Origin of the sequence: Nostoc sp. KVJ3 (assembly GCF_026127265.1) — a bacterium.
Lineage (GTDB): Bacteria > Cyanobacteriota > Cyanobacteriia > Cyanobacteriales > Nostocaceae > Nostoc.
In genome coordinates this window covers 2,468,587-2,481,345 of sequence record NZ_WWFG01000001.1, presented here as the reverse complement: position 1 = coordinate 2,481,345, position 12,759 = coordinate 2,468,587, and the positions used below count along the sequence as shown (strand labels likewise).

10 protein-coding genes are annotated in these 12,759 nt (G+C 39.1%); 5 read left to right on the top strand and 5 right to left on the bottom strand.

Features of this window, described 5'->3' with window-relative positions:
- Positions 1–3: 3 nt before the first annotated feature.
- The 3 genes from GTQ43_RS09825 to GTQ43_RS09815 form a co-directional block, all read right to left on the bottom strand.
- Positions 4–648, bottom strand: a complete 645-nt coding sequence (locus GTQ43_RS09825) for a DUF4291 domain-containing protein (RefSeq protein ID WP_265272430.1) — start codon at positions 646–648, stop codon at positions 4–6.
- Positions 649–660: 12 nt separating this feature from the next.
- Positions 661–1,815, bottom strand: a complete 1,155-nt coding sequence (locus GTQ43_RS09820; RefSeq protein ID WP_104900483.1) for an NAD-dependent epimerase/dehydratase family protein — start codon at positions 1,813–1,815, stop codon at positions 661–663.
- 169 nt (positions 1,816–1,984) lie between these two features.
- Entirely contained in the window at positions 1,985–2,515 is a 531-nt protein-coding gene (locus tag GTQ43_RS09815; protein WP_265272429.1) for a hypothetical protein, read from the bottom strand.
- A 174-nt stretch (positions 2,516–2,689) separates the two neighbouring features.
- On the opposite strand from GTQ43_RS09815, the gene GTQ43_RS09810 reads away from it, so the two are divergent.
- The 4 genes from GTQ43_RS09810 to GTQ43_RS09795 all read left to right on the top strand — a co-directional run bounded on the left by GTQ43_RS09810 (position 2,690) and on the right by GTQ43_RS09795 (position 6,160).
- Positions 2,690–3,478 (top strand): FHA domain-containing protein, encoded by a 789-nt coding sequence (locus GTQ43_RS09810; protein ID WP_265272428.1) that lies wholly within the window; start codon positions 2,690–2,692, stop codon positions 3,476–3,478.
- A gap of 245 nt (positions 3,479–3,723) precedes the next feature.
- Entirely contained in the window at positions 3,724–4,077 is a 354-nt protein-coding gene (locus GTQ43_RS09805; protein WP_265272427.1) for a hypothetical protein, read from the top strand.
- Between the two features lie 78 nt (positions 4,078–4,155).
- On the top strand, positions 4,156–5,667 hold the full coding sequence (locus GTQ43_RS09800) for an AAA family ATPase (protein ID WP_265272426.1): 1,512 nt from the start codon (positions 4,156–4,158) through the stop codon (positions 5,665–5,667).
- A gap of 142 nt (positions 5,668–5,809) precedes the next feature.
- Positions 5,810–6,160 (top strand): DUF1257 domain-containing protein, encoded by a 351-nt coding sequence (locus GTQ43_RS09795; RefSeq protein WP_012407317.1) that lies wholly within the window; start codon positions 5,810–5,812, stop codon positions 6,158–6,160.
- 140 nt (positions 6,161–6,300) lie between these two features.
- On the opposite strand, the gene GTQ43_RS09790 is transcribed toward GTQ43_RS09795, so the two are convergent.
- Positions 6,301–8,844 (bottom strand): DEAD/DEAH box helicase family protein, encoded by a 2,544-nt coding sequence (locus GTQ43_RS09790; protein WP_265272425.1) that lies wholly within the window; start codon positions 8,842–8,844, stop codon positions 6,301–6,303.
- A 529-nt stretch (positions 8,845–9,373) separates the two neighbouring features.
- Between GTQ43_RS09790 and GTQ43_RS09785 the strand changes: the two genes are divergently transcribed.
- Positions 9,374–10,066 carry a DUF4337 domain-containing protein gene (locus GTQ43_RS09785; protein WP_265272424.1) on the top strand — a complete coding sequence of 231 codons (693 nt, stop codon included), beginning with the start codon at positions 9,374–9,376 and terminating at the stop codon, positions 10,064–10,066.
- A 130-nt stretch (positions 10,067–10,196) separates the two neighbouring features.
- Here GTQ43_RS09785 and GTQ43_RS09780 read toward each other — a convergent pair whose 3' ends face one another.
- Positions 10,197–12,641 carry an AAA family ATPase gene (locus GTQ43_RS09780; protein WP_265272423.1) on the bottom strand — a complete coding sequence of 815 codons (2,445 nt, stop codon included), beginning with the start codon at positions 12,639–12,641 and terminating at the stop codon, positions 10,197–10,199.
- Between the last annotated feature and the right edge of the window lie 118 nt (positions 12,642–12,759).

The following is a 12,759-nucleotide window of genomic DNA, read 5'->3' as shown; positions in this document are numbered from 1 at the left end:
AAACTATTCAGTCCAGGCAGATAATCCCAGCTTTGCTTGCGTTTCTCTATCAAACACAGAATAGACTTTCTCTTGTGGTGTAATCAACTCTGCACAATCAGATTTAATGTTTTGGCGCTGTTTTTCTACAAAGTCTGAGATGTCCTCAATATTGAGAATCCAATCTTTGGCGTAAGCAGCCAGAACTTGACCACGTAACCCTAACTGAATAGCGCGTCGTTCTAATTTTGTCCCAGTTGGGTGATGGTCTGGATCCCATTGTAGGCGGACTTGCGATCGCTTCAATGCGCTTTGCCATCCACTTTTATCAGGATAAAGTTCTGGAACGTAGCTGGAATGAACAGCCGCCGCTAAAATTTCTTCAAAAGCCGAACGCTTAAGCCAAATAGCTAACACCACCTCTTGACCATTTTCTGTACCCCATCCAGAACGATACATCATCCAGAGGAAGTTAGGTTTGATCCAACTCATGCGGTCAAAACTGAACTCACCACCAAAATAACCGTAGGTGGCGGCGAAACTACCAATAGCAGGACGATATGCCTGATAAACAACAATTGAATGGTCGTCATATTGTGCTAAGATATGACGACCATTTTTTGGCCAATTACTAACTTGAGTTAAATAAGGTTCTGTTATCAGCCGCACGCAGAGCTTATCCTAATTTCTGTGCCAAGACACTTTCGGCAGAATTTGCTTATGATCGACTCGTTTCTGATACTTAATGGCGAAGTTTAACAGAGAATCGAGTAGAGAATCAGAAAGCAAGTGAGGCTGTAAACCTAAATCGAGCAATTTAGTGTTTTTAGCGTTGAAGTAATGTTCTTCTTTCTCAACTCTGGGATTATCTAAGTGATTGATTTCTACTTTCAATCCCATAGCGTTACCAGCATTTTTCACCATTAATGCCAATTCACCGACGCTGAATTGTTCGGTAAATTGGTTAAATACGCGGAATTCGCCAGCTTGGGCAGGATTAGCGATCGCTAATTCCACACATCGTACTGTATCCCGAATATCCAAAAACCCGCGAGTCTGTCCACCTTTACCATAGACAGTTAAGGGGTGTGCGATCGCAGCTTGAATACAAAAGCGGTTCAGTGCAGTCCCAAACACACCATCGTAATCCAGCCGATTAATCAATAGTTCGTCCATCCCCGTTTCTTCGGTTAAGACACCATAAACTACACCCTGATTTAAATCAGTTGCCCGCAATCCCCAAATCCGGCAAGCAAAGTGAATGTTATGACTATCATGGACTTTGCTTAAATGGTACATCGAACCGGGCTGCTTAGGATAAGGTAAGGTATCCTTGCGGCCATTGTGTTCAATGGTGATATACCCTTCTTCAATGTCGATGTTGGGTGTACCGTATTCACCCATAGTTCCCAACTTCACCAAATGACAGTCCGGGAAATCTTCCCGCATGGCGTACAACAAGTTCAACGTCCCAACTACATTATTGACTTGGGTGAGAACTGCATGTTCTCGGTCAATCATGGAAAATGGGGCTGAACGCTGTTCGCCAAAATGCACTAGGGCATTTGGCTGAAATTGATGTAATGTTTTGCTGAGAAATTCGTAATTTGTAATATCGCCGATGAACAAATCGATAGATTTACCCGTCAAATCTTGCCAGCGCTGGAGACGTTGTTGAATTAGTGCGATCGGAGTGAGAGTTTCAACACCTAGTTCAGTATCCCAGTGCCGCCGCACCAAACTATCTAAAATTCCAACTTCATAACCTCGATTGGAAAGGTAAAGAGCAGTTGCCCAACCGCAATATCCATCACCGCCAATAACCAGGACTTTCATCTTCACCAGTTTTTACTCGCTGATAGCTAAATCTACCAGGTTTTTGTCCCCTCTCAATCATCATTCTGGCGGAAATTTTAGATTTAGGCATCTGGGGAAGCGAGGGAGGGGAGGCGAGGGAGGTAGGGGGAGAAGAATTAATACACCATACCCAATGCCCAATGCCCCATTAAGATTTTGAAATCCGATACTGGTGGGCAATGTAATAAAACAAATGATAATAATCTTGAAATTTTTGGCTCTTGCTTCGTCCCTGCCAACAGTATTTTACTTGACTCTGAGTTAGTGTCAATGTCATTGAACCTATATCTTTATCAACTTCTACAACCATTACCCCAGATAGTCCTTGGGCGGTTTGAAAGTTGGATTTTATCTTTTTTAACGGCTCTTGCTCTGTAACAATCGAATTTGGGAACTCATGACTTGCCCACCCCCGAATTTCCACTGAGTTATCCTGTGGTAAAATAAACGCAATTCCATCACCATTTGCTGGGGCTGCTGAAGAAGTCCAGTTACTCGGATATGGAAATTCAAAGCCATAACGAGAGTTCTTGTAAGTTTTCCATGCGATCGCTCCAGCGTTAAAATCATTTGCAGTACAACCCCACAGAATTACTAACAGGGCAATAACCCCACTAACACTGGCGGTAAACCGATAAATTCTTCGCCGCAAACTACAGATTTTATTAGCAGTAGCCATTTACATTACACATTTTGCCAAAGTCACTGATTTTATAGAAATACCAGAAACTCAGATCGATACCTTGCACTGAAAGAGCGCTCATTAAAAATTAAATATTCTTTCAGGATATTTACCATTCTCTTTTGACTCCTCAGTAGAGAAGCTTATAAAGAGTGCTTTATCACACAATTTATGTCCAGTGCATCTCAGACAGGCGAACCAACTTTGGAGCTTTTTCACTTCCAAAGCAACACATCTTTGCAATTTCCACCAAATCTTTCTGTAATTTGCATTGGTAAGCCAAACGACCAAAAACCACCAGATATTGATATTTCTGGCTTACCAGATTCAGATGTGGCATCTCGCATCCACGCCCAAATTTGGGTGAATGGGGACGAATACCATATTACCGATTTGGGCAGTTCTAATGGTACATACATTAACGGTGCGAAACTTCAACCTCAAGTTTTTTGTCCACTGCATCCAGGAGACAGAGTTTCCCTTGGGCAGGGAGACAAAATAACTTTTATGTTTAGGGTGCAGCAGCACTATGCATCTACCGCAAAAAATCCTACACCAAACTCCGCGCCAACGAAAATTACAGCGCCTACCACCAGTAAAGAAGAGGAACAAGTAATCTTTGCTAGTAAGCTTATTGGTTTAGGACTAATCCTAGCTGGCATTACATTTTTAAGTACAAGTATTTATGTAAGCGTCTACTTACGCAGCACACCTGGGATTTTGCTGTGTATGGGAGGTGTAGTAGCTTTAAATTGGGGTGGGCGCGATAATCGCAAACTCGGATGGGTGTTGATTGGCATCGGAATTGCTCTATTCATCACCAGCGGTGTTGTCATCGGCTCTGTGTCTCTTTTTTCGATGCTAGTGTCATTCGCTGGCATTTCCTGTGGATATCAGTTGTTTACAACCGGCAAGGTGTTTAACTTTAATCCGCTTACACTCCAAATAGTTAAAAAGTAAGCCAAATCAGGCAATCATTAATTAGCGATCGCTAATTCCCATTCAGGTTTCAGGATTTGATTCCTCAACCCTGATTAATTCTCAGAGGTTTGTCGTGAGGGATTTATCACTCAATAAACAGCATTTCAGCCTCATTTGTAAACAAATGTAACAAAAGTAGCGTTAAAACGTTTTACTGTCTTGACAACCAATAGAAGAACCGATAAGTTGATATACATACCCGGGTAAGACCGTTAAAGAGTTATATGCAAACGCAAACAAAGCAAAAGGTCACTTTGTATTTATCGCCAGAGTTGCACAGAAAACTGAAGATTCGTTCAGCAGTCGATTCTGAACCAATGTCAGAACTTGCCGAACGTGCCCTTGGTTTTTACCTGTCTCATTCAGAATTGGTGGACGAGTTAGAAGACTCTTCTTTTGGGCGGACTCATAGAGTTTATTCATGCCCAACCTGTGATAGCTCATTAGTCTTACGTGATGGGGAACTGGTTACTTTGGGCAATCAACCAGGAGTAGTTGGTCAAGAGCATCTTTCTATTGATGAGATGGATGAAGATGAAACCAATCCCAAGGGCGAGGAAGAGTTAGTTCCTTGCTAGATAGATATTCATGATTTGGTTGTCTTTACCAGCAGCAATGTCTCTACTGTCTCTATAAGGTCTCAAGTAGGTCGAAGTATGAAAGAAGAGCTCAATATCCTAATTCAAGCTCAATACCCTTTAATCTACCTTGTGACCTCCGAGGAAGAGCGGGCCGAGCAAGCCGTTTCCACCATCGCCCAGTTGTTAAAGCCCCAGCGCCGAGTATTTATTTGGACAGTAACACACGGGATTGTGGAATATGGTCAACCCCGGAATGTTACCCAACATAATACCGTGTCTCCAGAGGCGGCCATTGAGTGGATAATCCGGCAGAAAGAGCCAAGTATATTTATTCTTAAAGATTTACACCCCTTTATTGATGCGCCAGCAACAAATAGATCGTTACGAGATGCGATCGCTAGCTTTAAAGGTACGCAAAAGAACATCATTTTGATGTCTCCCATGCAACAAGTGCCTATAGAGTTGGAAAAAGAAGTTGTTGTTATCGACTTTACACTGCCAGATATGGCAGAGTTGAATAAAGTACTGACTCAGCACGTAGACCAAAATCGTGGTCGGCGGTTGACAACAGAAGCTAGAGAAAAGCTTCTCAGAGCGGCTTTAGGTCTAACTAAAGATGAAGCTGAGAAAGTCTACCGAAAGGCGCAGGTAACTACAGGGCGTTTGACGGAAGATGAAGTAGATATCGTTTTATCTGAGAAAAAGCAACTAATTCGGCGCAATGGCATCTTAGAATACATCGAAGAAGATGAAACCATTGATGCAGTAGGTGGCTTAGAAGAGTTAAAAAGATGGCTCAAGCAACGCTCTAACGCTTTTACAGAAAGAGCGAGAGAGTATGGTTTGCCTCAACCAAAGGGGATGTTAATTCTCGGAGTTCCCGGTTGCGGTAAGTCATTAATTGCTAAAACTACTTCCCGGCTGTGGGGTTTACCACTGTTGCGGTTAGATATGGGGCGAGTTTACGACGGCTCAATGGTGGGACGAAGTGAAGCAAACTTGCGAAACGCCCTGAAAACAGCAGAATCTATTTCCCCAGCGATTTTGTTTATCGATGAATTGGATAAATCTTTTGCTGGTAGTGGAGGTTCTTCCGATTCTGATGGGGGGACATCAAGTAGAATCTTCGGCTCCTTCCTCACATGGATGCAAGATAAGAAATCACCAGTGTTCGTGATGGCAACCGCCAACCGAGTAGAACGCTTACCTGGCGAGTTCTTGAGGAAAGGACGCTTTGATGAAATTTTCTTTGTCGATCTGCCAACACCGGAAGAACGGCAACAGATTTTTAATATTCATCTGACCAAGCGCCGTGAAGACATCTCTCGATTCGATCTTGAGCAACTAGCCAAGATGTCTGACGGCTTTTCTGGGGCAGAAGTTGAGCAAGCGATCGTTGCGGCAATGTATGAAGCTTTTGCCCAAGATCGGGAGTTCACCCAACTAGATATTATTGCTGCACTGAAGGCAACATTGCCGCTGTCTCGAACGATGCAAGAACAAGTAACGGCTCTGAGAGATTGGGCCAGACAGCGCGCCCGCCCCGCAGCATCCTCCGTAGCTGAATATCAGCGAATGGAGTTTTAAAAGCTTTCCTCTGCCATCCCAGGGGGAAAGGCTAGCTCCCAATGCTAGCAGTTATAAGAAAAAGCCGCATCCTGCTAAGAGCGGCTTCGCCCGAAACAAACCGTTGTCGTTTTTCTCAATCTTCTCATTGGAGGAAACCCAAATGTCTCACTTTAGCACCCTGCGTACCAAGATCACCGATGCCGAAATCCTCAAAGCTTCTTTGCGCGACCTCGGTATCAGCGTAAAGACTGAAGCTGATGTCCGTGGTTATAACGGTCAGCGCGTCCGTTCTGACATCGTTGCTATGTTAGATGGCGAATATGACCTCGGCTGGTCTCGCAACAGCGATGGTTCTTTTGACCTAATTGCTGACTTGTGGGGCGTTGCTAAGAAGCACAACCAAACCGAGTTGATCAACTCAATCAACCAAAAGTATGCTGTTAACAAAACTTTGGCTGAAGTAAAACAGCGCGGTTTGCAAAACGCCAATGTGAAGTTGGTATTGCAATAACAATTTCTCTGCGCGTTCCCAAAGCTGCACGGGTTAACCATATAAATAGCGGTTAGCCCGCTTTTTTATCGGGACTGAGATTTATTTCTCAGTCCCGATTTTTGATGAGTCTAGTCAATACTAATTTCAAATTAGTAATTTTATTTCATCGTACTAACATTGATGTATTCAGCATGACAACCAAGCTTATTTTTAATTAATTTAAGAAGTTCTGCTTTATGTGGAAGCAACCATTTAGGATTGTTACTAGGGTACAAATATATATTGTAAGTGTAAGTATATACCTCCCAATCAATTTTGGAAACTGCTTTGCAATGGTAAAAGAAGTTAACTACTCTTGTTAGAGCTTTTATAGCCTTTTCACCTTCTGATGTAAATGATAAATCAAGATTTTTTGGATTAATCAATTTTGTTGTATTACACCGAAAATCAATTTCATTCTGGCCTTTACATCTATTGCAAGTAACACACAGAGTTTGTGAGTTTTCTTTAGATGTTTCACCACCCATAGAAAACGGTTTAATATGATCGATTTGTAATTTACCTTTGGTATTGACTCCACAACAGAGACAAGCATACCCGTCTCGTTTTTTAACTTCTTCTTTTTCTACTTCGTTTAGTTCTTTGACTCCTCTTTCTAGTGTAAGAATCACATGTGAAGTTGTTTCACCTTCAGGCTTAGGATTAATAATGTTTCTAATTGCTGCGTCAACGGCTGTTTCAAATCGAATCAAGCTTTTGTAAAAAACTTTCCACAATGTTTCTGGTTGAGAAAACTCCTTGCTTAAATATTCGTATTTTAAGCGAGATGGAAGATCAATTACTTTATAAGCAATTTTATCTAAGTCATACAGTTCTCTTTCCTCAAATGGATGGTATATAGGTACAGATTGATTTTGAGCAATGTGGCGAACGATCTTAATTAAATCTGAATCAAGCTTTTCACCAATATTGTCAGTTTTGCGTTCAAACCCGTCACTTATCCATTGTTGGACTTGAGACTGCATCCATTTATCATCAAGATATTCTTTAGACCATTCATCTAATAAGTTTGTAGAACGAATAAAGAGAATAAATGAATCAAATTTTGATTTTGTATGTTCATATACCATGACAAATTCAGTAAATGATTCCATTGATTCATGTTTATTGTCAACGTCAGCATACACAATTTCAGTTTTATACCAACCAATAGGGCATATTTTTGAGAATACTATTTGATAATCTCCACCACTCTCAATTGACTTTGATAATTCCTCAACTAGACGAATAGAAATATATTCAAATGGATGATATCCTTTTACACAGAGTTTTGGTTTATCTATAGTATCGCCATCTTTTGGGTTAGCCCAATCAACTAAACGTTTCCAGTCATCGAAGAATAGAACAACATTCGCCTCAGCACTACCTCCTACTTTTTCGCCCCGTAATGCTCTACCAATCATTTGAGTCATCAAGATAGAGCTTGTTGTTTGGCGAGTAATAAATACAGTCTGAACGCTAGGAACGTCAGCCCCTTCTGTTAACATTCTTACATTGATTAAAACATCAAGCTTACCATTCTTAAATTCATCCAGAATCCTTTGATTATCACTTTGAGTACGTTTGTTTCGTGCGTCAGCAGAGCCGGGATCGGCATCTATATGTGAATAAATTGCGTCTACTTTAATACCCTTTTCAAGAAGCTTATCTTTGATATAGACGCATTGAAACCAACGATCAGCAAAGATAATGGTTTTCCCATAAGTATCTTTATTTAATACATAAGTGTGTACAATAAAATTGTTTCTCTGTTTATCACTCGCAAGTTTTTCAATAATTGATTCTGGGAGGTCTTGATGTTGCTTAACTAGCCGATCGTATAATTTATCATCAACTTCTAATTCTTTTCCAGTTGCCACTTCAATATAGTTAGGTCTAGCCAAAACTCCTTGTGATATCAAACTTTCTTTTTTAGCTTCATAAATAATTTCATTCTCAAATATTTTCCAAAGCCAACCTCTCCTAGCTTTATCGTTATACGTCGGTGTAGCTGTTAGACCAAGCAGATTTAATTGTGGAAATAAACCTCGAAGTCCTAAAGCAGAATCTTTTTCACCAATTAATAAGTTTCTGCAACCATAGGCTGGTGAATGGTGAGCTTCATCAACTACTACAAAAAGTCCTGTTTCTCTACAACTATCAATAAATTTTCTGAAAGCTGTCTCAAAGTTTTTACCAGAGTTGTCTAGAGCATTAGTATGTAAATTATTGATGGCTGTTTGTATTGTCATTATGACAATATCATCAGTCAGTTGTATAGATGAGGCTTTGGCATGAGAAGGATTACTAGAAACGCACCGAATATTTAACGTTTTCTTCGGCTCTGGAATATCCCTAGCACTATTATAAAAGGTAGCGAATGCTTGATCCAACAGGTAAAATGAAGGAGCTAACCAAAGGATCTTAATATTTTTAGGGATTACATGGTCAGATAACCATCTGGTAGCCGTAAATGTCTTGCCAGCACCTGTAGGAAGTACTAAAATTCCACTACCCGGTTTTTCACTGCCAAATTTAAATGTTTTACTGAGAGCTTCAAATGCCTCAATTTGATGCTGGAAGGGTATTTTAGAGTGGTGGTTAGCAGATTGCTCTCTTAATTGATCAAGATTGATAGATTTGTAATTGATGGGTTCGTGCATTATAGTATTTTCCTAGTGATGTATAGGCTATTTGACCACTAGGTTAGTTTGCCCATAATCTATGCTTCAAACTCTCATGCCTTTAAATTTATTCTTTTCTTACTGAAGACGAACGTTTAAAGCTGCAAACCCTGATGCAGGTTTATCAAGAAGGACTTTTAAGAAAAGCCACTGCGTTAAGCGAAGCCGTCAAACGTCGGTTGATTGAACCCTTAAGCTAGTGAGTCAGATTCATTAAGAAGTCGGGATATACTCTTGCATCTTGTCTTACACAACTTGGAAGCGATCGCTTTCAGAACGCAATTGAATCACAAACTGATGGTATGGCTTTCCAGCGATCGCATTTTATCCATGCTGCATCGAGCGTACGCAGACAAAGTAAACCCACCGCTTGATTGTCTTGCTCTGTCCAAGCCCATAACTGTATGCTTTAGCTTGGTGGAGTGTACTTGTTAATTAAAGAAGTAAAATTGAAGGTGGTTTACATTGAAACCCTTGTTTGATATTTAAGTGAAATTGGAATTACAATATGGACATAAATCCGATGGATTTGGTTGAAGATGAAAAAGATGAGGTCGAAACGTCACTGAAGCGCGAAAAACGCAAAGGTCGTGTAAATAGTGCCGTTGCAATTGCGGTTGCCTTGATTGCAACCTTTATGGGGATCTGCAAAATCAAAGACGATAATCTAGTTCAGGCAATGCAGCAAGCTCAAGCAAATAAAATTGACGATTGGGCATTATACCAAGCTCGTAATGTTCGTGAGGAAATAGCTAAAGCCAACCTCACTCAACTCAAATTGGAATCTGTTTCTCAGTCTTCTGCTGTGAAGGCTGAATATGAAAAACAGATTGCCGCTTATCAAGTAATTGTTGATAAAGAAGACCAGAAAAAGCAGGAACAGAAGGTAATCGCCGAAAAAGATCAAACAACCTACGACCAACTTAATTACCATGACGATCAGTTTGATCTAGCTGATGCCTCCTTATCGCTTTCTGTCTCACTATTTGCCATAACATCTCTATCTCAGAAAAAATGGTTATTCTACGCTGCCTTGATACCAACAATATTTGGCTTCGTGATGGGGTTATCAGGATTATTAAACTGGCAACTACACCCCGATGCATTGACTAAATTGCTATCGGAAAATTTTTTAGAAAAGCCAGCCACAATTGTTGGCACAACAACTATTAAAGCAAGCAATACTGAAGGTGTAGAATGAAGCTAATCAGCAAATTAAAGCAATGAATTAAGCAATCTTTCTTGCCTTCAGCAAATTACTTCTGAGTATAAATTTGCGATCTCTTTATGTGCTGTAAAAAGAAGCGATCGCTATTTTTATGAGGTTATTGCTAATGCAAAGCCCATTCTAATTTTAGAGTTTCTAACTTAGGGTTCTTGACACTCATTGTCTGACACTCTTGCAAAAATTCATTGACTTGTTCTTGATTCAGACTTAAGCCGCCATCTTGCAGATTATTTATGTAAGTAATCACATCTGAAGTTGTTAAAGCTGAACTTATTTCTTCTAGAAGAATGGCATTTCTAACTTCCCGACAAACTAACTCAATATCTGATGAAGTAAATCTCACACTTTTCTCTGCCAGAATTTCAAAGTTAACTAACTGACTTATATCAATTTTTGACAGGTAGTGTTTGAATAAATCTATTCTTTCTACTTGGGCAGGTGGAAAAATAGGAATTTTCCAATCTAACCTACCAGAGCGTTTTAAAGCACTATCAATACCACTCAAATAATTAGTAGCAGCAATTACAATTACGTCACTATTTTGAAGATTATTTAGTTCTATGAGTAATTGATTAATAGTTGCTTTTTGGTCTGTATGTGCGTTGTCTTCGTTACGATTAAACCCAATACTGTCTAACTCATCAATGAATAAAAGTGAAGGAGCTTTTTTCTTAGCTTGAGCAAAGATATCTCGAATATTCTTTTGACTTTGACCTATCCAAACACTGATAATATCGGCAGGAGAGAACTTAAAAAAATATCTTCCAGACTCATTAGCAAAGGCATTTGCTAGTAGAGTTTTTCCGCATCCCGGTAATCCATAGAAAAGAATTCCGCCAATTGAACCCTTGTATCCCTTAGATTGCAACTTGAGAAGTTTATTTAGTTTTTCTTTTTCTTCCTTTAGCCCCTTTACTTGACTAAAATCAAGCTTAAATTCCGTGATGCGGTTAGTGACTGGATATGCTTGTACTAAACTAGGTTTTTTAACCCCATACTTAAAAGATGGATAGTCTATAGAATCAAATGATACTGGTACTAATTGGTGCTTTTCATAATCAGGAGCCATGATTACAACCTGGAAGCAATCGCCATAATATCCAGACAACTTATATTCTAATATTTCCTTAGCTTTTTTGAGTTGGTAATAGTTGCGCGCAATCTCAAAACCGGGAATTACTAACCAAAGGCTTTCTAGTTTATTTGGCCATACTTTTGATTTTCTCAAAACTCTTTTCAATGGATCTAAAAAGAGATTATTATCCTGAAATTCTTGGTATTTGAGAGTTTCTATCTCAACCACTACCTGATTTTTTACATAGACTTCTATGATTTCGCTTTGGTACTCTCCATCATCATCTGATGTATCTTCATCTGTTGTTTCCTCATCCCTGGAAGTCAACTCAACTTCACAGCCGATATTAGACAATTCATATCCTAGGCTTTCTAATGTTTTAATAGCAAAATATTTGAGATAGATATATTCTTTACTTTCCTGCTGCCACTTCAGACTGTAGAAATGTTCGGGTTTTATCTTCAGTAATAACTGTGATTCAGCCTGTATTTGAGCTTTTTGTAAATCTAGAAAATAATCTTGCAAAGATGCATCATCTTCCTCAATTTCATAATATGGAAGTTCTAGTAATAGACGAAAATGGGCGTATACTTCTTCTTTATGTTCAATAGAGGCTTCGTTTGGGTATTTACATCTGAGAGTAAAAGTAAAAGGAATTTTACTAGCAACTCTATCCACCAAATATCCTAAAGCATCTTCTTGTTGATGAGCTTGAATTTCTAATACTGATGGACAATGAAATAAAATAAAAAACTGTTCAGAATTATATTTATTGGCATATAGAGATATTTGTTCAAACTGCTGGTCGAATTTTTCCGAATCAAGCAACTCTAAACCAGTATTGCCAAGTATAATACTGGTCATAGTTGAGCGATAAAACTGAAAAATACTAGCATCAGAGATAGGATTTTCTTGTTCATTTTCACATTCTTTATCTTCCGAGACAATACTTGTAGGAATTTTCCTATTGGCAGCTTTAGGCATTATGTTATAACCGCCATATTGATATTTTCTAATTAATTCATAATTAAAGATTTTGACAACAATATCAGAGAAGAAATCTTCTACTTGGGGAATCAAAAAAATACCTACTGGCTGGTGAGAATCTAAACATGCTTGGAATCGTTCATATTCTTGTTCAGAACCAAAATCAAATAAGTAGTAGAAAAAATCATGTTTGACTGAAATTGCCTCCTGTAGTTTAACTGAAATTGATTCAGCTACTTTATTGATTGGATCTACACCTTTAATAGAAATAGCTATCTTTGTATCTAACGGTATATACAAATCCAAGCAAGGATTTGCACAAAGTCCCAATTCATCAAGAGCATTATTAAAATTATCTATGAATGATTGACTTCTACGCTGGTAGCTAAACTGTTCTATGATAGTTTTGACACGTAGACTTTTTTGAGTTTTACCAGTTCTCTGGAGTTCATTTTTAATCGAACGTAAGTAGGCTATATATGACATTTTGTATCCTATTACTTGAATCGGGTTAACTAGCATCCCCAAGGAAGCTAAATATATAGTTCCCTAAATTACATATATAGCTAACTCATACAACCGATATCTTGTGACTCGCCGTTTT

Bases quoted from the DNA above. Each gene is read 5' to 3' on its own strand.
- GTQ43_RS09820 (WP_104900483.1), bottom strand. From the start codon at position 1,815: ATGAAAGTCCTGGTTATTGGCGGTGATGGATATTGCGGTTGGGCAACT.
- GTQ43_RS09815 (WP_265272429.1), bottom strand. From the start codon at position 2,515: ATGGCTACTGCTAATAAAATCTGTAGTTTGCGGCGAAGAATTTATCGG.
- GTQ43_RS09810 (WP_265272428.1), top strand. From the start codon at position 2,690: ATGTCCAGTGCATCTCAGACAGGCGAACCAACTTTGGAGCTTTTTCAC.
- GTQ43_RS09805 (WP_265272427.1), top strand. From the start codon at position 3,724: ATGCAAACGCAAACAAAGCAAAAGGTCACTTTGTATTTATCGCCAGAG.
- GTQ43_RS09800 (WP_265272426.1), top strand. From the start codon at position 4,156: ATGAAAGAAGAGCTCAATATCCTAATTCAAGCTCAATACCCTTTAATC.
- GTQ43_RS09795 (WP_012407317.1), top strand. From the start codon at position 5,810: ATGTCTCACTTTAGCACCCTGCGTACCAAGATCACCGATGCCGAAATC.
- GTQ43_RS09790 (WP_265272425.1), bottom strand. From the start codon at position 8,844: ATGCACGAACCCATCAATTACAAATCTATCAATCTTGATCAATTAAGA.
- GTQ43_RS09785 (WP_265272424.1), top strand. From the start codon at position 9,374: ATGGACATAAATCCGATGGATTTGGTTGAAGATGAAAAAGATGAGGTC.
- GTQ43_RS09780 (WP_265272423.1), bottom strand. From the start codon at position 12,641: ATGTCATATATAGCCTACTTACGTTCGATTAAAAATGAACTCCAGAGA.